The organism is Maribacter sp. C-4077, assembly GCF_055378385.1.
Genome location: NZ_AP038807.1, coordinates 114,728 through 136,542, shown reverse-complemented (window position 1 = coordinate 136,542; position 21,815 = coordinate 114,728). Strand labels below are relative to the sequence as shown.

General features: G+C 43.0%; 18 protein-coding genes. 6 read left to right on the top strand and 12 right to left on the bottom strand.

What is annotated here, in order from left to right; translation table 11 throughout:
- Positions 1-9: 9 nt before the first annotated feature.
- From ACZ41C_RS00615 to ACZ41C_RS00585, 7 genes are all read right to left on the bottom strand, one after another.
- Entirely contained in the window at positions 10-189 is a 180-nt protein-coding gene (locus ACZ41C_RS00615) for a hypothetical protein (protein WP_138259732.1), read from the bottom strand.
- A gap of 54 nt (positions 190-243) precedes the next feature.
- Positions 244-1,041, bottom strand: a complete 798-nt coding sequence (locus ACZ41C_RS00610; RefSeq protein ID WP_464563556.1) for an anti-sigma factor — start codon at positions 1,039-1,041, stop codon at positions 244-246.
- A complete protein-coding gene (locus ACZ41C_RS00605) occupies positions 1,042-1,578 on the bottom strand; it encodes an RNA polymerase sigma factor (protein ID WP_464563554.1) in 537 nt (178 codons plus the stop codon). It abuts the gene before it with no gap.
- A gap of 73 nt (positions 1,579-1,651) precedes the next feature.
- Positions 1,652-2,245 (bottom strand): superoxide dismutase family protein, encoded by a 594-nt coding sequence (locus ACZ41C_RS00600; RefSeq protein WP_138259729.1) that lies wholly within the window; start codon positions 2,243-2,245, stop codon positions 1,652-1,654.
- Between the two features lie 220 nt (positions 2,246-2,465).
- A complete protein-coding gene (locus ACZ41C_RS00595) occupies positions 2,466-3,170 on the bottom strand; it encodes a DUF2490 domain-containing protein (RefSeq protein ID WP_138259728.1) in 705 nt (234 codons plus the stop codon).
- A gap of 53 nt (positions 3,171-3,223) precedes the next feature.
- On the bottom strand, positions 3,224-5,200 hold the full coding sequence (locus ACZ41C_RS00590) for a S9 family peptidase (protein ID WP_464563551.1): 1,977 nt from the start codon (positions 5,198-5,200) through the stop codon (positions 3,224-3,226).
- Between the two features lie 128 nt (positions 5,201-5,328).
- A complete protein-coding gene (locus tag ACZ41C_RS00585) occupies positions 5,329-5,919 on the bottom strand; it encodes a methyltransferase domain-containing protein (protein ID WP_138259726.1) in 591 nt (196 codons plus the stop codon).
- Between the two features lie 135 nt (positions 5,920-6,054).
- On the opposite strand from ACZ41C_RS00585, the gene ACZ41C_RS00580 reads away from it, so the two are divergent.
- The 5 genes from ACZ41C_RS00580 (at position 6,055) to ACZ41C_RS00560 (ending at position 12,755) form a co-directional block, all read left to right on the top strand.
- Positions 6,055-9,291, top strand: coding sequence for a S41 family peptidase (locus ACZ41C_RS00580; RefSeq protein WP_464563549.1), 3,237 nt, complete (start codon positions 6,055-6,057; stop codon positions 9,289-9,291).
- Positions 9,292-9,666: 375 nt separating this feature from the next.
- Positions 9,667-10,083, top strand: a complete 417-nt coding sequence (gene arsN2 / locus ACZ41C_RS00575; protein ID WP_464563547.1) for an arsenic resistance N-acetyltransferase ArsN2 — start codon at positions 9,667-9,669, stop codon at positions 10,081-10,083.
- A gap of 192 nt (positions 10,084-10,275) precedes the next feature.
- Positions 10,276-10,566: a hypothetical protein gene (locus ACZ41C_RS00570; RefSeq protein ID WP_464563545.1), complete on the top strand. Its 291-nt coding sequence runs from the start codon at positions 10,276-10,278 to the stop codon at positions 10,564-10,566.
- A gap of 58 nt (positions 10,567-10,624) precedes the next feature.
- On the top strand, positions 10,625-11,389 hold the full coding sequence (locus tag ACZ41C_RS00565) for a hypothetical protein (RefSeq protein ID WP_464563543.1): 765 nt from the start codon (positions 10,625-10,627) through the stop codon (positions 11,387-11,389).
- Positions 11,390-11,486: 97 nt separating this feature from the next.
- A complete protein-coding gene (locus tag ACZ41C_RS00560) occupies positions 11,487-12,755 on the top strand; it encodes an AbiH family protein (protein ID WP_464563541.1) in 1,269 nt (422 codons plus the stop codon).
- 178 nt (positions 12,756-12,933) lie between these two features.
- Here ACZ41C_RS00560 and ACZ41C_RS00555 read toward each other — a convergent pair whose 3' ends face one another.
- From ACZ41C_RS00555 to ACZ41C_RS00535, 5 genes are all read right to left on the bottom strand, one after another.
- A complete protein-coding gene (locus ACZ41C_RS00555) occupies positions 12,934-13,866 on the bottom strand; it encodes a hypothetical protein (RefSeq protein ID WP_464563539.1) in 933 nt (310 codons plus the stop codon).
- A 107-nt stretch (positions 13,867-13,973) separates the two neighbouring features.
- Positions 13,974-14,636, bottom strand: a complete 663-nt coding sequence (locus ACZ41C_RS00550) for a methyltransferase domain-containing protein (RefSeq protein ID WP_464563537.1) — start codon at positions 14,634-14,636, stop codon at positions 13,974-13,976.
- A gap of 261 nt (positions 14,637-14,897) precedes the next feature.
- A complete protein-coding gene (locus ACZ41C_RS00545; RefSeq protein ID WP_464563535.1) occupies positions 14,898-16,184 on the bottom strand; it encodes a metal-dependent hydrolase family protein in 1,287 nt (428 codons plus the stop codon).
- Entirely contained in the window at positions 16,181-17,584 is a 1,404-nt protein-coding gene (locus tag ACZ41C_RS00540; protein ID WP_464563533.1) for an amidohydrolase family protein, read from the bottom strand. The genes ACZ41C_RS00545 and ACZ41C_RS00540 overlap by 4 nt, the downstream gene beginning before the upstream one ends.
- A gap of 79 nt (positions 17,585-17,663) precedes the next feature.
- Positions 17,664-18,257, bottom strand: a complete 594-nt coding sequence (locus ACZ41C_RS00535) for a YdeI/OmpD-associated family protein (RefSeq protein ID WP_464563531.1) — start codon at positions 18,255-18,257, stop codon at positions 17,664-17,666.
- A 123-nt stretch (positions 18,258-18,380) separates the two neighbouring features.
- On the opposite strand from ACZ41C_RS00535, the gene ACZ41C_RS00530 reads away from it, so the two are divergent.
- On the top strand, positions 18,381-21,773 hold the full coding sequence (locus ACZ41C_RS00530; RefSeq protein WP_464563529.1) for a ThuA domain-containing protein: 3,393 nt from the start codon (positions 18,381-18,383) through the stop codon (positions 21,771-21,773).
- The last annotated feature ends 42 nt before the right edge of the window (positions 21,774-21,815 follow it).

Here is a 21,815-nt window from a genome sequence, read left to right as displayed (position 1 = left end):
GTAGATCATTTAACTTTTTGTTGTTCTCAAAAGCCCGATTCCCGAGAAGAAAAATATACCGCCCAGAACGGAATATACGATCAAGGCCTTTGTTGTTCCTGTACTATTGCCAAATAATATGGCGGCGTAGACCAACCCCCCAATTCCTAACAGGGTGAGAATGGTACCAAAGAGTTTCTTTATATCCATGGTCGAAAAATACTAATTTTTCCAGTAAGCAATCTATAGTGGGATTCAAATAATTTAGGAGGATGCAACCGCTCCAAGTGCATAGAGTTGCTCCAATGTGGGTGTCTCACTACCTCCGGCAGGTTCCAAAGTTATCCCAAAGGCTTCGGAATTATTTGGATTGTTCAGCGCAAACACCTTGTTTTCATCCTCGGTAAAATCTTCTAAAAGACCCATGCTCGTAGGGGTTAAGGGCGATAATTTTAAGGACCAAACTTGATAAACAAAACCATCCGGTGGTGCTGGTAGACCCTTCGCGTCTATAAACACTTTTTCCTCTTGTTTGTTCCAATACGCCTTTGCATAGGCATCTGGAGAAACTTGTTGCCCTCCTAAAGGGATTACCAAAATATTTTGGTCCCTCAGCGTATTGAGGAGCTCCCGCGATTTTTCCAAGGAGGAATTAGACTCGGCTATTTGCTGTTCTAACTGTTGGTTTTGACTTTCTACCAATTCCAACTGGGATTTCAATTCCTTATTTTGATTATAGACCCAAAAAAGTCCAATGGCCAAAAGTATGGAAGCCGCCCAACCTAGGTATTGGGTCCAAGGCCTTGATTCTTTGGTCAGTGGAACGACCTTCGATGTATCTCTAGCGTCCAATTGTGATCTTAGGGTTTCAAAACCGACAGGCGTTACGGTATTCGCTTTTTGTGAAATCTCTAGGATGGCCGCCTCAATGGCAACAATTTCTGCCTTGATTTCTGGATATTCCTGTGCATATCTATGTATTTCCAGGTTTTCTTTCTCCGAAAGGACCCCTGCGACGTACAGTTCCAAAATTCCAGACGCTATGTATTCTTGCACATCCATTTATTTTATCTCCATGTTTTCCCTGAGCTTGGAAATACAGCTTCTATTTCTAGTTTTAACGGTTCCAACGGGAATGGCCAGTTCTTCGGCCGCTTCCTTTTGTGTATACCCTCTAAAGTAAAGCATTTCAATTAGTTGTATACACTTTTTCTTTAGACTCCGGACTAACTTAAAGAGTCCTTCGGTTTCTACTGTAGCAACAACTTCCTCTTCCTTACTTTCCAAAATACGTACGAAGTAATCTGCGGAAAGGTTCTTTTTTTCATTTTTATACGACTTACTACGTATTTCATCGATGGCCGCATTTCTCGCAATGTTCAAGATCCAGGTAAAAAATCGGCCTTTGGATGCATTATAACTGTCCGCATTGTCCCATATTTTGACAAATACATCCTGACAGATTTCTTGGGAGCGCCCTTCGTTTTTGACAATGGTGTTGATTACCCCGCAGATATTTTCGGCATACATGCCATAAAGTGTCTCGAAGGCGGAAACATCTTTCTTCCGGAATCTCTCAACCAGTTGTTCCAATTGCATAGGGCTGAATTTAGCTATTAAAAATAGAAAAAGCCACCCCTGTAGGTGGCTTTTATCATTTTATTTTTTAATCCTATTGGATAATTCCCGTACAACTTACCCTAGCACCGGCAGCACCACTGGGCTGACTTGTAAAGTCATCCGTACCTTGGTGTACGATTACGGCCTTGCCCACAATATTTTTATTTGGGTCGTCACAACCAATACACCACTCAGACGTTGAAAATTCTACCATACCGTTACCGTCTGCATCGGCTATAAAGTTGCCAATATCCCCTTTGTGATAACCTTCACTGGCGCCCCATTTTCCATGGGGTTCGTTGGTAGGGTTCCAATGGCCTCCCGTAGAAGTTCCATCATCCGCGGAGCAATCTGCCTTTTCATGTATGTGAATGGCATGCTCCCCTTCGGAGAGTCCAGTGAAGGACGCCATCATTTTTACTTCCCCGTTTTCTTCTGTAAAGGTGACCTCGCCCTGAACATCACTATCGCTTTTAGGCTCCATCATAAATTTAACGGATTCCACTTCTTCCTCTTCCATGGTCATTTCTTCCATGGTTTCTTCCACTTCATTTGCGGCATCGTTGGTTTCCTTTTTCACTTCTTTACAACTAAAGACCGCAAAAAGGGCCAATGCGGCCAATGGTAATTTTATTACTTTTTTCATACGTTTAAAATTAGATTAATAGCTTGATTCTTAAACATTTCCTTTTGTAGAGGTATTTAACTCACCATAACAATTTCCTCGATGAGGGTTTAATTTTTATGGTTTTAAAAATTAACTTTGTTAAAATTACGAAATTTCGTGCGCTATATGAACTCATATCCCAATCATTTTAACAGGATTGGGAAATTTGATGGAATTGCGAAAGAAAATACCGGCAATCCTATTTTTTATTGAAAAGTCCACGTAAATCCGGGTTATAGAAAACGGCCACCTGTAGTCTGTCATAATTCACGGTTCTGAAATGGTTTTTAAGATACCCGGCCTGGACGCTTAGATTATGGGTCACATTAAGTCCCACCGCCGCGTACAACCGGTTTTGGTCAAATGCCTCGTTCTGGAGGTTGATAAAAATTTCATCGTAGAAATTCAAAAAGAAAATGTCCGTTAGGGGAACGGTCATCTGTAACCGATAGCGGGCACGGTGTTCAATTCTTTCATCAAAAAAAGGACTATTTTCATTTTCAAAGGTTATAAAACGTTGTTCCAATCGATACCGATGTTCGAATAAAAATTCCCAAACCTTGTTTTTAAGGATAAATTGCTGAAATATTCTGTTTTCAGATATTTTGTTCACCAAATTCTCGTTGCCCTCAAAAGTGGGGTCGGTAAGTATATAGGCATATCCCATAGTAGCAATGGCATTGTCATCAATGTGATAATTGAGTCCTGTCCTAAGTAACAATTGATTGAAGTTTTTTGCCTGTTCAAAATATCGAAGTTGTGCTTCTGTATGGATGCTCCACTTCTCCGCAATCTGATTGGTGCCAAAATACATGTGCCAGCTTCCCAGTTTGTCTTCCCCATTGTCTTGGCCCAAGGCCGAAGTCACAACAATACCCAATACAACAACTAGTAATCTCCTCATAAATATGCCTGATTCTCTATTCAAAAATTAAAGTCTTGAAATTAGACCTTTGATTAAATATCGCTTTCCATGGATTCGCCGTCCTCAATGGGCGTGCCCGCGTCTCCTTTGAGATAGACATCCAAAAATTGTAGTACCCTGCTGTAGGCCTCGATCTGGTTTTCCTTTTTTACAAATCCATGGCCTTCATCCTCAAAGAGCACGTATTCCACGGGAACGCCATTTTTCTTGACGCCGGCCACGATTTCATCCGATTCCACCTGAAGCACCCTGGGATCTTTGGAACCTTGCAGCACGATTAGGGGTTTGGTAACCTTATCTGTATGAAAAAGAGGGGAAATAGCCTTAAGCCGAACGGAATCCGCACTGTTGGGGTCACCCAGCTCTAAATACAGGGCATCCTTAAAGGATTCCCACCAAGGTGGAATACTTCGTAAGGTCCTGATCCAGTTCGTTACCCCAAATAAATTTACGCCCACGGCAAACTCTTCGGGTGTATAGGTCAAGGCCGCCATGGTCATATATCCTCCGTAGGAACCTCCAATAATCCCGATTTTGTCTCCATCGATTTCTGGTTGGTTGGCCAACCAATTCTTGCCCTCCACACAATCCTTCAAATCCTTGTCACCATGGTTGAGGTCGTCCATTTTGTAGAACGACTTCCCATAACCGCTGCTTCCGCGGTTGTTCACCGCCAACACGGCATACTTATGGTTTACCAAGTATTGAATGAAGGAACTGAAATTCTGCCTGGATTGTCCGCCTGGACCACCGTGTACCCAAACCAAAGCGGGCACCTTGTTGGTTTCGGAAGCTTGATGAGGTTTGTAATAAATGGCAGGAATTTCCAATCCGTCAAAGGATTTGAACCGGATTACCTCCGCCGAGACCAAATCGCTTGGTTCTATTTCCGGGTTCAGTACATTGGTAAGCTGTTTCAGCTCTTTGGTCTCCAAATCATACACATATAGGTTACTAGGTGTTTGCGACCCGCCTGCGTAGAGACTCATCAGTTTTTCGTCATCCGAAAAACCTACATTGGTTATGTCCATATTGGGGAGGGAGGGAAGGTCGATATTCGTTCCCGTTGCGGTCTCCGTAACGGCAATGACGTTCTTTGCGTCCTCGTTTATATAGGTTACCTGATAGGTGCCGTTCTCGGTGAAATAACTGCCCATAATATCCCAATCGCGCTCCATGACCTTGCTGCGTTCGCCAGATTGTATATCGTATTTCATTACATAGGAAAATTCGCTACCCAAATCGGTCGTATAATACAACGCACTGCTATCGGGTGTAAAATCCTGACCGCTATTGGCGCTCTGCGCTTCGTTGATCTGTGTCTTTTCACCCGTTTCCAAATTCTGAAGGAAGAGATTGGCATCGTTCGTATTCAGGGATTTGGAGAGGGCCAGGTATTTTTGGTCCTTGCTTAAAGGCCCAATGTCATAACCTTCATCGTTATGATATATGAGTTGGGGTCTGTAATCTAAGAAATCCATTTGATAGAGGTCCATATAGCGGGCATCCCGTTTATTGGAGGTGAAAAAGAAGCTCTTTTTATCGGCTGCCCACGCATGGAAACTTGCCCTTGCGCCTTCCTCAGGGGTCAAATCCGTAATGCTGCCATTGAGGTTCCTGATATAGATATGGTAGATTTCGTCGCCGTTTCCGTCCATCCTAAAGAGCATACGCTCGTCCTTGGGAAAATAGGAAATGGCAAAGACCGAGGAACTGTCCGATTCCGTTACGGGCATCATCTCACCACCTTCTGTTGAAATTGTGTACATATTGTAGATACCGGACCGATTACTTGAAATCAAGAGTTTACTATTATCCGGCGAAAAACTACCACCGCCAATGGCCTCGTTGTCCATCATCTGCTCAATGGTATAGGATTTTACCGTTTTAGTGACGGCTGCATCCGGGTTTTCTTTGGGAGTTTCCTTGCAGCTCCATGCAATCATGGTAACGGAAGCAATCAGGGCTAAACCTTTTACAGGAATACATTTTGATAGTGTTCGTTTCATTGGATTGATTTTTTTGAATGTGAACGTATCGGCATAAAACCAATATGCCTAAAGATACGGTAAATGGAATGTAAGGCCCATTTAAAAGTCCCTTAAGTTTTTAAGGCCCCAAGTTTTGGGGCACTTCGTTATTTCCGCTCAAAAATCCCGAACAGTTCGTTTCCCTTTCTGGGCGGGATGGAGTTGTAACATCGAGCAAAGGTACGTACGGTAAAATAGGGGTCCAGATAGCCCAAATATAGTTCCTTGTTGCCGCCAAAGGGCCGTTTTTCCATATCGTCCGTCAGGGGAAAATCGAACCAGAGCCCTGCAAGGATGCCATCAGGCTTGAGCAACCGGCGCATCTGCTTAAAGTACGCGCTCCTATTGGCATCCGTAGGTACTATGGAACAGAAAAAGGTCTGCTCCAGAATTAGGTCGTAGCTTCCTTCATGCGCAAAGAAATCGGCATGCATCACTTTGGCTTCGGGAAAATGCGGGTTGCGTTTTTTGAACTCGGTCAACGGAATTTCGGCAACATCCAGTACGTGCACATTTTTAAAGCCGATGTCAAAAAGATATTCGGCCTCATACCCATTCCCGGCACCGGGTATCAGGATTTTTAGGTTTTTGTCCGTTAATTGGTCCGCGTATTCCTTGATGGGGGTGGAAGGGTAGCCAATGTTCCAGCCCGTGGTACCGGCCTCGTATCGTTGGGTCCAATAGGTTTTGTCGTCCATAGCGGCGTGCTTAGAAAGACGAAAATAAGGACATTTTTGATAGCCATGCCGCTATGGGTGCAGATCATACAAATTCGGTGTCCATTTATACACAATTTACCTATCTTCGGCGGATTAAAATCAAGCGGACCAAACATGAGAAATTACCTGTATTTGTTTTTCTTTTCCATCGTTCTTTTTAATAGTGTATTTTCCCAGGAAGACCCCAAATGGCTTCGGTATCCGGCTATCTCCCCTAATGGTTCCACCATCGCCTTTACCTACAAGGGAGATATTTACAGGGTTCCCAAAGAAGGGGGTGTTGCACAGCAATTGACCTTCCATAAGGCGCACGATTATCAGGCCGTGTGGAGCAAGGATGGGGACTCGCTGGCCTTTGTCTCCAACCGATTCGGGAATTTTGATATCTACGTAATGAACGCCAAAGGGGGCGAAGCGACCCGATTGACCTTCCACAGCAACGATGAGACGCCCTATTCGTTTTCGGCGGACGATACGAGCGTCATTTTTGGAGCTGCACGTCAGGATGATGTGAAACATCGGCAGTATCCCATGGGACAACAACCGGAGCTGTATAGTGTTCCCGTCATTGGTGGTCGGGTTAACCAGGTATTGACCGTCCCTGCGGAAGATGTACAGGTAAATTCCGAGGGCACTTTGATGGCCTATCACGATAAAAAAGGTTATGAAAATACGTTCAGAAAACACCATACATCTGCCATTACGCGCGATATTTGGAAATATGATGTAGCGACCGGCACACATACCAAGCTGACCAGTTTTAACGGGGAGGACCGTAATCCCGTCTTCAGTGCCAATGGTAATTCCCTCTACTACCTCAGTGAGGAAAGCGGGTCTTTCAACGTCCATACATTGAATCTGGAAAATCCCGAAAATAAGGAGCAATTGACCTCCTTTAAGACCCATCCCGTTCGGTTTTTAAGCATCGGGAACGGGATTATGGCCTTCAGTTATGATGGGGAACTCTATACTTTTGAGGAAGGTGGCGAACCACAGAAGGTGGATGTGATCATCCGCACACAATCGGCCTCCAATGCGGTGGAGTACGTTTCCGTCAATGGCGGAGTCAGGGAAATGGACATTTCGCCCAATGGGAAGGAAATCGCCTTTATTAGTCGGGGTGAGGTATTTACCACTTCGGTAGATGGCACTATGACGAAGCGTTTGACCAATACGCCGGAGCAGGAGCGCTTTTTAAAATTTATGCCCGATGGAAAGTCCATCGCCTATTCCAGTGAGCGAAACGGTAAATGGTCTATTTTCAAGACCGTAAAACAACGTACCGAGGAACCCTATTTTTTTGCTTCCACCTTGGTAAGGGAGGATACCTTGGTAACCGATAGTACCGATGTCTATTTGCCCGAATTCTCGCCCGACGGTAATCTAGTCGCTTATATTGAAGGTCGTAGGACGTTGAAAGTCAAAAATTTAAAAACAAAGGAGACCGTTACCTTACTGACGCCAAAGGATTTGTACCATTTCTCCGATGGGGATCAATACTATCAATGGAGCCCGGATAGTAAATGGTTGTTGGTGGATTGGGGCGTTACTTTGAGCAATAATGAAATCCTTTTGATTTCTGCCGATGGCAAGACCCGTAAGAACCTTACCGAAAGTGGCTACTATGACATGCAGCCCAAGTGGATAGGGGAAGGCAACCAAATCATTTGGTTCTCCAACAGACACGGCTTAAAAAGCTATGCCACCAGTGGGCAGTCAGAATTTGATGTCTACACCATGTTCCTTACCCAGGATGGCTGGGACAAGTTCAATCTGTCCAAGGATGAGTATGATTTGATGAAGTTGATCGAGGAAGGCGATAAAAAGGAAGAGGACAAGGAAGAAAATAAGGACGATAAAAAGAAGAAGGACGAAGACACTAAGGAGGAACCCGTAAAACCCCTGAAGTTCGATTTGGAGGGCACCGAGGATAGGAAAAGCCGACTCACCATCCACTCCTCAAAATTGAGCGATGCCGTGTTGTCCAAGGACGGTGAAAAACTGTATTATCTCACGCGTTTTGAGGAGGATCTGGACCTTTGGGAAACGGAAATCCGTACCAAGGAAACCAAAAAATTACTGTCCCTAGGCGCAAAATCAGGAGGTTTGCAATGGGATAAAAAGCAGGAAAACCTCTTTTTGTTGGCTGATGGCAGCATATCCAAAATCGATGTAAAGGCCGGGAAGAAGGAACCTGTAAAATTGAATTCGGAAATGGTCTTGGATGCCGATGCCGAACGCCAGTATATGTTCGACCATATTTGGTTGCGAACCAATGGTATTTTCTATCACAGCAACTTTCACGGTATCGATTGGACCGCTATGCGTACCGAATACGAAAAATACCTGCCCTTCATTGGGAATAATTACGAGTTTGCGGAAATGATATCGGAACTATTAGGTGAGTTGAATGTTTCACATGCCGGAGGCAGGTACAACGACACTATCGATAATGGCGACGAAACTGCATCCTTGGGAATTTTTATGGATTATGCCCATACAGGAAACGGGATAAAAATCGCAGAGGTCATCAAAGGGGGACCTTTGGACAAGGCCGGCTTCAATTTAAAGCCGGGGATGATCATCGAAAAAATAAACGGGGAAACCCTACTGTCCGATCGTGATGTAGCCAGTTATTTGAACCGCAAGGAAGGCGAATTTTTGTTGTTGGATATAACAGGTGAGAACAAAACCCAAAAGCAAATTACCGTTAAGCCCATTTCCTTGGATGCTGAGGGCGATTTGTTATATAATCGGTGGGTGGAGATCAATGAAAAGGAAGTACTTGAAAAAAGTAAAGGTACCCTGGGATACGTTCATATTCCGGGAATGAGCGACGGACCCTACCGCTCCATTTACGAGGAAATGATGGGCAAGTTTTTCGACAAAAAAGGGGTCATTGTGGATACCCGATTTAATGGTGGGGGCGACCTGGTGGCCGATCTGGCCATGTTCTTTACCGGTGAGGCCTTTTTATCCTACGAGACAGAAGATCGGGTGGTAGGAGGGGAGCCCACTTCGCGCTGGACCAAACCAACGTTGGCCCTATACAACGAGTCCATGTACAGTGACGGTTCCTGCTTTGCCAGCGGCTATACCGAATTGAAAATAGGGACTACGGTGGGGATGCCGGTTCCAGGAACCTGTAGCTTTGCCGGGTGGGAGCGTTTGCCCAACGGAGGCGTTTGGGGCGTGGTGCCCGTAAGTGCCAAGAACAAGGCAGGGGAGTGGATGGAAAATAATGAAACCGACCCAGATATCCTTGTCAAAAACCAACCTGAGGTCATCGCCAAAGGCCGTGATCAGCAATTGGAAAAATCCATTGAGGTTTTGATCGGGCAGGTGAAGTAGGCTGGTGGCCGTGTAACAAAAACCGTTGTGGATTTTGAAACTGTCATCGTGACCAAAGGGTCAGTTCGAGTGATTTTTCGCAATGCAATGAAGAAAAATTGTATCGAGAATCTTTTTAAGGCTCCAAAAGGAGCCTGCCCTGAGCGAAGGCGATGGGTTCTCATTACACTTGATTTTCGATGGAAAAAATCAAAAATCAAGCACTCGAACTGACATCTATATATATAATTTTTAAAGTGTACAACGGTTTAATATACTAGAATGTCTTTCTGATGACGCGCGTAGCAAGAAAGAATCTATTAAAATACCACCAAGCCTTGGGTTTGGTGCCATAATGAATGAATAACTACGAACTTTCCATTTAAAATCACTACTATGAACCCAGAAACCGATTTAAAGTCCGTTCAGCAACTGTTGAAGGCGAACGACCTGCCCTTTGAAGATTTGGTTGCATCCAAAGTGGCCTTTTTGACCAAGGATAAAAACGGCGAACTTATTGGATGTATTGGCATCGAAACATACGGTATGGATGGTTTGCTGCGTTCCTTGGCGGTGGACGACGCCCATAAAGGAAGAGGAGTGGGTAAGGAGTTATTGGACGAACTTTGTGAAACCAGTAGGCAAAAAGGTATACAACGATTGCATCTTTTTACCACTACGGCCGATGCCTATTTTACACGTTATGGTTTTGCTGTAGCGGAACGGTCCACCGCTCCTACGGCTATCCTTGGAACTACCGAATTCTCTGAAATTTGTCCTTCCAGTTCCGTGTATATGGTGAAGGAACTGTAATTCTATTCCTATTCCTCCCATTTTCTTGTCATACTGATGACAAGCGTAGCGAGGAAGAAGCATCTCTTTATTGACCGACCCTCCCCGTTCCGCCAAGGCGAAACACCCCTCCCTAACCAGGGAGGGGAGCTTTTTTAGGTTTTAAACGCAGCAGGTAACTTAAATGAATTTTAAGGAGTAAACCGGCCTATTTTGGGATGCGTAGCAAATCTGGGAGTCCTTGGAATTGGCAACAGGAAATCGCCCAAAAAGTATTCCGATGCAATCGGAAACGGCCTGGGCGATGCGGCACAGGGACTGATTGGATTTCAAGTATCCCAAAATCAGCCTAGCCTTTTTGGATACTTTTTCGGCGATGGAAAAAGTATCGGAAAGAAAAAACCGGCGCTGACAGTTCCGTACAAACGAAACGCTACATATTTCCCCTTTCTCTTGCCGAAACCAATTTTTTGTAGGATTTTTAGGGTAATCCCCCTAAAATAGAAATATAGGTACTTGTTACTATATATAATTGTTAGCCTTCATTCGAAAAGAGAATTAAATGATAAAGTTTTTCAGGAAAATCCGTCAAAAGCTACTCGTTGAGAATAAATTCAGTAAATATTTTGCCTACGCTTTTGGTGAAATTCTATTGGTCGTTCTCGGGATTTTAATTGCGTTACAAGTGAACACATGGAATCAGAATAGACAAAGGAGTGAGCTTGAAAAAAAGATACTTTTAGAAATTCATGAAAACCTAAATATTGACATCCTTGAGTTAGAAGATGACATCAATGGATTTCAGATTCTGATTGAATCGGACTCTATTCTTATTCACCATTTTCAATCTAGGCACCCTTACAACGATACAATTGGAGCTCACATCCACATAGCCCAATTAAGCCCTCATAGTGTTCCATTTAAGAGTGGGTATAAGTTATTGGAATCTAAAGGCATAGAAGTAATATCTGATGACGCCTTAAGGATGTTAATTACGCATCTTTACGAATGGGACATCCCATATTATGGCAACTATGCAGAGGAAAGATTCGCTATCATGGAGTCCATCATTCAGCCCTATTGGGCAAAGAACTTCTACATCGAAAATTACGACAAACTTTATGGTAAAAAAAGAATACCTATTAACTACAATTCATTGTTACAGGAAAGCGAGTTCATTTCCCTTTTACAAACCAGTAAGTTGCAAGCAGAAATTATGAAGGAAAAATCAGAAAGTCTTAAGGACGAAATAATAAACGTACAGAAGAACATCGAGAAATATTTGGAGACTTCGTTCGGTGAAAGTGTACAGAAGAAGAAAAATTAAAAGAACAACGAAAGGCTAACAATGGGTAAAATGCATAAGCTCCTAACGTCGCTTACGACATCTTACCCGGAGCGTTGCAACAAGCTGAAAAAACATAATGAATAGAATAATACTCATCGGAAATGGATTTGATTTAGCTCACGAAATGAAAACGAGTTATAAATCATTTATTGATGATTATTGGACTAATACAATTACAGCAATTCAAGAAACAGCTTTAGGAAGACCTTTTGAGAATGATGAAATCAAAATTGACAATTCACCTTCTCGATTTATAACAGGTACAACTGTAAAAGATTTAGAAAGAGGCTTAAATGACCACAAAGCAACTCTAGAATTTAAAAATATATTCTTAAAAGAAATAACAGATAAGACTTATCTAAATAATTGGGTAGATGTAGAAAATGAATACTATTTTCTGCTAAAAAAATCATTTCAAGACTCAAAAAATTCCAAAGATTACGATATTTCAAATTTAAACTCGGATTTTAAAAGAATTAAAGATTTACTACAACAATATTTGACTCGAATAGAAAAGGAATTTGATTCTAATATTGGTTCAAATATTTTGAGGATTAAAACTACAATTGGGAATAAAATATATTCACCTTTCAAATTAAAAGACTTTTCTGAAACCTCAGTTAATCAACGAGCAGAAATTGAATACAACGCTTTAAAAGAAAGTATAATTGCCGTTCAAGCAAATCATATTTCAATAGATGAAGTAAATGAATATCAAAGAAACATTATCAAAAGACTTGGCAAAAAAGACCATTTAAATCAAATAAAAAAAATGCTCTTGTCTGATTCTGCCATTAACTATTTCGACCTCATACCTGACCAGACCTTGTTTTTGAATTTCAATTACACATCTACTGAATTATTATATGAAGACCCAAAAAGATTTTATAATCCTTTAGAAGAAAAATATACATCAGTAAAATTTAACCATATTCACGGAACAACAGACAGAATGGATAAAAATCCAATAATTTTTGGATTTGGAGACGAGATAGACAAAGATTACAATTCAATTGAAGAACTGAATGACAATAGATATTTAGAAAACATCAAATCCATAAACTATTTAGAATCGGATAATTACAAGAAACTATTGGAATTTATTAATAGTGGTAATTTTCAAATATTCATATTAGGACATTCTTGCGGAATTTCTGACCGAACACTTTTAAATACAATGTTTGAGCACGATAATTGTGCTTCAATTAAAATGTTTTACCATCAAAAGGGGAACGAAATTGACAATTACAGCGATATAAAAAGAAACATTTCACGGAATTTTAATGACAAAGCAAAAATGAGAGATAGAGTTGTTAATAAAACATATTGTGAACCATTAAATTAAAAAGCCAGTTGCCAACACCGGTAACCGTTGCACAAGTCCCTGACCGACCATTGAATAGGTCGATATAAGCCCTTTTACGGGGCTTTTTACTTTTATGCTCAGAAGTTGTGGTCCGAAATTCAAGGCTTCATTATAACCTAGAAAAACGCACAAACTACAATGATAATGAGTATTGCCCTTAATTCTGAGATAACAGGCGCTCTTTTTGTTTGTTTATAAACGAAAGTGATTTGCCTGAACCTGATGCTTGATTGCAAAACCAGAGGTCTATGAAAATACCTTGTGAAACAACATAACTGTTGCCTGTTTCCTCATCAACAGCTACTAACTCAAAAGTTCCTGACAATAATTGGTTAGTCCTATCAATTTTTGAGAATTGAATTTTGGCCGTTGGCGAAAAATCACCACCACCTTCTTGGTTTTCACAGTCAACTATCCTTACATAGGCACCAAATACCTCGAATCCTCCAGTTAGAATATTCACCCCGTTGGTTCCATTGTATTCCATATTGGTTTGAAGATCGTCAAACCTTAAATTGCTAGATGAAATGGTTATGGCTATCCCCCTCTGGTTTCGTTGATCAATTGGAGTATCGGGGTCGGGACCATCCCCACCAATGATTCCGAGGGTGAATGCATCGTCGTTTTCTTCATATACAGCACCTGCCAGTATTCCAGTGGATTCAAATGATACCCCATTGATAGTACAAGTTATGGTACCGTTATTCAGTTGCTGAGAACATTCGTTGGAAGATTCACTATCTCCTGTATCGTCAAAAACAGCGTCCTCGTTCTCACATGGTTCCGTAGGATTCGGATTTATATCTCCGTTGTTGGTATCGTCATCCCCCATGCCATTTTCTTCCTCGCCGGAATTTGTGTTGCCTTCTTCGGTGCCCTCATCTCCCACTGTTTCCCCCGTTGTATCATCGCTACTTTCCTCATCGCTGCTGGAATCGTCATTGCTGGATTCTTCATCTTCGTCATTGTTACTAGAATTATCTTCAGAAGGGTTTTCAAGCATATTAGGATTGGGAGTATCCGTATCCGAATCACACTGAATAAAAATAAAAGCTAAAAAAAGAAGTAGGAGGTAGGCTGGTTTTTTCATTTTTTCTTATAGTTTCGGTTAAAATATAAAATAGAAAACCAATTGGATACGGATTTCCGTAAAAAGACCTTTTTTTGGATGTATTGTATTGATTTTGAGATATTTTCCTACATAATAGTATATAAATTGGTACTAACCACCCCTTTTCCTGAGGTTGAAGGAATAGCAACTAACTCCTTGGCTTCCTTAACCTTTAAAAGAAAGGGTGGTGCCAACAAATCTACACCGCTCTGCTTTTTGAGTCGGATGCCCTGTCCGGAGATTATATCAATGTTGGGTTCAAAATCATCTTCGGGGAGGTGTTCTGTTACCAGTACGTACGTGTAGTTTGATAGTTTTTCGACTATCGCCTTTATTTCCTCATTGGAAAGGTGTTGCAAAACCTGCCGAAGGGTGATGCAGTCGGCTTGGGGAAGGCGATCCTTGGCAATGTCCAAACAGTGAAAGCTCACCTGCTCCAATGCATTGTTCTTTTTATGCCATCCGATGAGGTCCTCCACAATATCTACGGCAATATATTCCCGGGTGTACGGTACAAGTCGTTTACCAATAATAAAATCCCCACATCCCAAATCGCAAACCGTTAATGGAGGATGGAAGGAGCGTAAAAAATGGGTAACCGCTTTGAGATACGGTTCCACCACTGCTGGATCGTGCGATCCATCACCACTGTAAAATTCGCCAGGATTCCCGCCCCAAAGGTTTTGCTCGTAAATCTGCTCCATGACGGCTTTGGTGGGCCATGGTTTTTTAGTTTTTTTGATGGGCATGGGAGGTTGGTTGTTAGATTTCTAGTGAGTTAGTGAAATAGTGTAATAGTGAGATAGTGAGACAGTGAATTAGTTGTTTTTAAGTCTAACGTCTCAAATCTAACTTTTCACTCTTCACTCTTCACTCTTCATTCTTCACTCTTCATTCTTCACTTTCCGCTAAACGCTAAACGCTAAAAGCCAGAAACTAACAGCTATTCACCTTTAGTTTTCCATTTTTCACTTTTCACTTTTCACTCATAATTCTTCATTCTTCACTCTTCATTCTGCATTCAAAACAACGTACCCATCCTTCATCACAAATACAGGTTCGCGCATCGCTTTAATGTCTTTTAAAGGATTTCCTTTGACCGCGATGATATCGGCTAAAAAGCCTTCCTTTAGGTTTCCCAATTGGTCTAGATGGAACATTTTGGCGTTTGCGCTTGTAGCGGAAATCAATACGTCCAAGGGTTTCATGCCATACGCTACCATCAACTCCATTTCCCTATAATTTTCCCCATGGGTAAACACACCTACATCTCCACCAAATACGATCTGTACGCCCGATTCAAGGGCTAGCTTAAATGATTTTTTCTTGTTGGTAATGCGCTGCGGTTCTGGATCAGTTCCCTTTTTCCACCCTTGATATTGGGTAATGGCATCCCCCGCAGCCAACGTAGGGCACAAGCCGATGCCTTTTTCCTTCATCATGTTAAAAATTTCAAGTGTGCCGCCGTCTCCATGCTCAATGGTTTCCACGCCTCCCAAAATGGCCCTTTTCATACCTTCGGGCGTGCTCGCATGGGCTACCACATATTTCCCCGCACTTTTGGCGGTCGCGACCATGGCATCGATTTCCTCCTGTAAGAAGGTGGGTTGCGATTCCGCTCCGGGCGTCCAGCGGTAATCGGCATAGATTTTAATCAGGTCGGCCCCATTCCCCATCTGTGTGCGTACGGTCCGTATGGCCTCTTCCTTTCCGCTTACGGGTTCCGCCCCCAAAGGAACGGTGACCCCATCGTGAAAACCTTTTGGACCGTAGGCACCCGTGGCGACAATTGCAGGACCTGCGACCAATAATCGGGGTCCGGGGATGATGCCTTGCTCAATGGTCTTTTTTAGATAGACATCCGTATACCCGGCACCCTCGGCGCCCAGATCGCGCATGGTAGTTATTCCGGCCATCAGGGAGTTTTTGGCATGTACGGTGCCACGGATGGCCCGCTCCACGGGCGATTCCTTCAATACCTGGTCATTCCAGTCGGTTTCGTTGTATGGATGTAACAACAAGTGGGAATGTCCCTCGATGATACCTGGCATCAAGGTGGTGCCGGGTAGGTCCATTTCCGTTGTTGCTTTCGGGAATGTACGTCCTTCAAGTTTACCGACGTACGTTATTTTATTACCTTCCACCAATACCAACCAATTTTCATGCATTTCGGTTCCATCAAATACACGGTCCGGTTTCAATAAAGTCTGAGCTTGTATTTGGACCGATATGCCTAGACATACCAACAGGGCCACCAGTGTAAGTCTCCCTAAGTTTAAATCGATAATCAATTTCATTGTAGTAATTTGTTTAAATCTTCTTGGCTATAGCTGTTTCCATTCTTTAGCACCATAAAAATATCCCGGGTATTTTGGATGTTTTCCAAGGGATTTTGATTAAGGATGACAATATCCGCTAGTTTACCGGTTTGCAAACTGCCGTAGTCGCTATCCTTTTTTAAGAATTTGGCCCCATTGTAGGCCGAAGCCTTTAAGGCATCCAATGGAGATATGCCGGCGTCTACCATGGCCTCCATTTCCTTGTGGATGGATATTCCGGGATAGGTATAGCTATTAAAGGCACCACTATCAGAACCCGCCAATAAGGAAACGTCGTTTTGGTTGAGGGTCAATGCCAATTTTTTGAAAAAGGTGTCCAGTTCCTTTCTGTCCTGTACCGCCTTTTCCGATGCATTTTGCGCCCTTTGGATACGACCTTGATAGGTTTTTTGAATACCGGGGGACATATATTTCAAATAGGCGTCCTCACTATGGTCCACCTCGTCCAAGTAACTCAGGGTATGTCCAATATGAAGAGTTGGCACTACAAACACATTTTTTTGTTTTAGGTGCTCAAATGTTTGCTTGGCCACTGAGTCATTATAAGTAGATTGCAGTATGGGCATGGCATCCCAAAAACCTATCTTGTTGACTTGAAGTTGTTGGGTAACTACGTCCTCCTCTGTGGAGCAACCTTTCATGATGTAGTAGAGATGTTCCACGGCGTCGATTCCGGCGTCCAAGGTTTCCTGTAAGGTAACGGTAAAGGGCATGTGTCCGGAAGTAATCAATCCTCTTTTTTCCGCAGCCCGAATCGTATTGAGGTAGTTTTCCCCGGAAACTCTACTATCATAAATTTTGACGAAATCGGTTGGGATGGCTTGCAGCGAATCCAACGCCTTATTGATATCCTCTTGATTTTCAACTTCCAAAGAACCGGCCCAAGTGGCCCCAGGACCATCTATTTTAGGACCTGATGTAAAAATGGTGGGTCCAATCATACCATCGTTTTCAATAGCCTTTTTCCATTGCATGACGGCCGTGGTCAGATCGCCCCCTGCATCACGCACCGTGGTAATTCCATTGGCGATGAAGAGTCCTAAAAAACGTTTGTTGGCCTCAATTAGGGAATCGCCCCCACGAAAATGTACGTGGTTGTCCCAAAAACCCGGTAGAATATATTTACCGGATGCATCAACGCTATGTTTCGCGGTATAGTTTAGCAATAAAGTGTCCGTCGTTACAGCTACGATTCTTCCATCCGTAATAAAAATATCCGCTTTATTGATGGCACCATTTTCCAAGTCGATTAGATTTCCATCCTTTAAAACCATATCATAGGTTATTTTGTTTTCGGTCTTACAGCCTACAATAAAAAACAGCGTGGACATAAGAAATAGGGAAGAAAGCTTGGTCATGGTCTCTACGTTTGGTGGATGCAGAAAGGTATAAAGAAATCCTGATTTGTTGGCCTTGTCCGTTTGTTAATAACGAACATCAGCCTTTGGTCTCCCAGCCACCATTGGTCCTATATTTAATGTTGGCCTCTGAGCATGCAAGAATTTCCTCGATTCTCTTTTGCCGGGTCTCTTCCCGTTTTGCCTGGTTCAGCCAATACAGATAACTCTTACGTTGTCCCCTGGTGAAGTTTTGAAAATTTTCGAAAGCCTTTTCGTTGGTGTCGAATGCGGCCTGTAAATCATCTGGTAGGATTCCGGCCTCCACGTCGTCCAAAGAAGACCAAGAGCCGTTCTCCTTGGCTATTTTTACTGCCTCCAGGCCGGCTTCGTGCATAAGCCCATTAGACTTTAAATCGTTGATATAGTCCTTATTCACTTTGCTCCAAACGCTTTTCGGTTTCCTTGGGCAAAAATATTGTTTGCGTTTGCCGTTGCCCAGACTTTTTACCGTACTATCTATCCATCCATAGCACAAGGCTACTTTAACGGCCTCTTCCCAGCGCATACTGTCGTTCTCGTGTTCTACTTTGTAAAAGATCAAATGGATACCCTCATACTGGGTATGGTTACTATGTAGCCATTCCCTAAATTCCGTATCATTTTTAAAATAGAGTTCCGGTATTTTTGGCATATCGGCTTTTTTCCGTGTTAAATTCTACGTAAAATACAATTTTAGCTGACAAACAATTGGTTTCTATGCTATCTAATTCTATTTTTGAAGCTATATTAAACCGACAAACATCAAAATTTACGTATGAAAAAAGTTTTCAATGCGCTGCTCTTGGGCTTTGCGCTTATTATTGTCTCATGTGGTGGCAATAAACGTGACGGGGAACCCAAGGTATTGGTTTTCTCTAAAACAGCAGCGTTTAAACACGCATCTATTCCTGCGGGCATCGCCGCCTTACAAAAACTTGGTCAAGAGAACGGCTTTGTAGTGGATACCACCAAAAATGCCGAAATGTTCACGGATGAAAATCTGCAGAATTATTCGGCCGTTGTTTTCTTGAGTACCACAGGAAATGTCTTGGACCAATTTCAGGAAGCTGCCTTTGAACGCTACATTCAAGCAGGTGGAGGGTACGTGGGAATACATGCCGCTGCCGATACCGAATATGATTGGGGCTGGTACAACGATTTGGCCGGAGCCCAGTTTTTAAGCCATCCTAGGGGTACGCCAAACGCTGACTTCATAATAAAGGACAAGAACTTCATTGCTACGGAATTTTTTACGGACAGCGTTTGGAACAGGGACGACGAATTGTACAATTATAAAAAGATAAATCCAGATGTGAACGTCTTGATGACCTTGGATGAATCCACCTACGAAGGTGGTGCCAACGGTGATTTTCATCCCATTGCCTGGTACCATGATTTTGACGGTGGCCGTGCCTTTTATACCGGAGGCGGACATACAGACGAAAGCTATTCTGAAGATCTATTCTTGAAGCATGTATTGGGAGGAATCAAATACGCTATTGGTGATAACGAACTATTGGACTATTCCAAGGTTACCACCCAAATACCTCCAGACAATGACCGTTTCTCCAAAGTGGTTCTTTCCGAAGGACAGTTTTTTGAACCCACAGAAATGGCCGTCTTACCTAACAATGACGTTTTAATTGCACAACGTAGGGGAGAGGTAGTTTTGTTCAATAATGAGACTCAGGAACTCAAGGAAGTTGCCAAGTTGGATGTATATTTTAAAACATTGGAAACGCCTGGCGTAAATGCCGAAGAAGGGTTAATGGGATTGCAGAAAGATCCTGATTATGCCAACAACCATTGGATTTATTTGTACTATGCTCCAACGGGCGATAAATGGGTAAATCGCTTATCCCGATTCAAATATATGGATGGAAATTTCGACCTAGCTTCGGAGCAGATTATTTTGGAAGTGGATTCCCAACGGGAAATTTGCTGTCACACCGGTGGTTCCATTGCCTTTGGACCGGATAATCTCTTATATCTATCAACTGGGGACAACTCTACGCCGTTTAATGAAAGAGGGGAAAAATATGTAAACAATGGTTTTGCACCCTTGAACGACACGCCCGGCCATGAGCAGTTCGATGCTAGAAGGAGTTCAGGAAACACAAACGATCTTAGGGGTAAAATTTTGAGAATCAAGGTGAACGAGGACGGAAGCTATGATATTCCAGAAGGAAATTTGTTCCCTGTAGGTACTGAAAAAACCCGACCAGAAATTTATACCATGGGACACAGAAACCCTTATAGAATTTCAGTCGATGTAAAAAGAGGGTATGTTTATTGGGGCGACGTTGGCCCAGATGCCCGCGCCGATAGTTTGGAAACCAGAGGTCCTAGGGGCTATGATGAAATGAACCAGGCACGCAAACCGGGAAACTTTGGATGGCCAATGTTCATTGGTGACAATTTTGCCTACCATGAATACAATTATGAAACTGGAGAGTCAGGAGAAGCTTTTGACCCTGAAAAACCAATGAATACGTCTAGGAACAATACGGGTTTGACTGAGTTGCCACCCGCAACCCCGGCCTACGTGTACTATCCCTATGTTGAATCCAGTGATTTCCCACAGACGGGAACTGGAGGTAGAAATGCCATGGCGGGACCTACCTATTATTCAGATTTGTATCCCGGGGACGAAAAATTACCTAGCTATTATGACGGTAAGGTATTGATCTATGACTGGATGCGTGGTTGGATGTTTGCCGTTCACTTGAAGGAGGATGGAAGTTTTAACCGAATGGAACCTTTTGCCCCTGAGGTAAAACTGAACAATCTTATCGATATGGAGATGGGACCCAATGGAAGGGTATATCTCTTGGAATATGGTAGTGGTTGGTTCTCCCAAAATGCCAATTCTGGATTGGCCTATATTGAATACAATGGTGGAAACAGGCCTCCTGTAATCGATAATATGATTGTGGAGACCACATCGGGTCAGACACCTTTGGCTATCACCGCAACAGTGGAGGCCCATGACCGAGAGAATGATGGTGTTTCCTACACTTGGGATTTCGGTAACGGAGAAACCAAGAAAACTACGGAACCTACGGTAAGTTATTCCTATGCAGATGCAGGATCGTATAATTTGAACGTTACGGTGACCGACGAAAAGGGTGAAGCTACCATAAGTTCAAGCACCAATATAGTTGCCGGAAATTCAAGACCTGAAATTACCATCAATTTAAAAGGTGGGACCCCTGCCTTTTATCTTCCTGGTCAGAAAATCGATTATGAAGTAAACGTTAGCGATCCGGACGGTAGCCCCATTGATCAGGGCAATATTTTCGTGAGCGTCGATTATTTGGAAGGAATGGACAGGGTAGCCATGAATCTTGGTCATCAGCAGGTATCTGCAGCGGTAACCGGAAAGGCTCTGGCACAATCCATGGATTGCAAGACGTGCCATAAAGAAGCCGAAGCATCCATAGGACCCAATTATATGGATGTTGCCCAAAAATATAAGGATAGAAGGGATGCCCTGGAATATTTACAGTCTAGGATCAAAACCGGAGGTAGCGGTGTATGGGGCGAAGTAACCATGCCTGCACATCCAAATATTACCTCAGACGAAACAAGACAGATCGGACTATACATCCTTTCTTTGGCAGGGGACAAAGAGGAAGAAAAATCATTGCCTACAAATGGTACCATTACGGCAGAAGCCTCAGCGCCCGGAAATATGTTGGTCTTGACGGCCAGTTATACCGATGGTGGTGCCGAAGGAACCATTCCATTAACCGGCTCCAAGGCGGTGGCCATTCCCAGTAGCACCATATTACTGACGGAAGATTTGAAAACAAGCAATATGCAGGCCATGAAATTTGGTGGTATGGATTTGATGTTGTTGAACAGTGCGTCCGGATGGTTGGAGTTAAAAGATACCTCTTTAAAAGGTGTGAATGCCCTAGTACTTAATGCTGGTTGGCAGAGTCCGCCGAATTTGAGTTTTACCTTCCAGATCCGTGAGAACACACCAGATGGTCCTGTTGTTGGTGAAGGAACCATGCCGGCACAGACGGGAGGTCAGGGTACACAGGTGAGCGTTCCCATTACCGGGACTATTTCCGGCAATGGACCTTATTATGTAACCTACAAGGCCGAAGAAGGCAAGGAAGTATCCATGGTCGCCTTGACGGGAGCCATGTTCAGGTAACAGATAATCATATAGTACAGGAAAAAGCCCGCATTGAAGCGG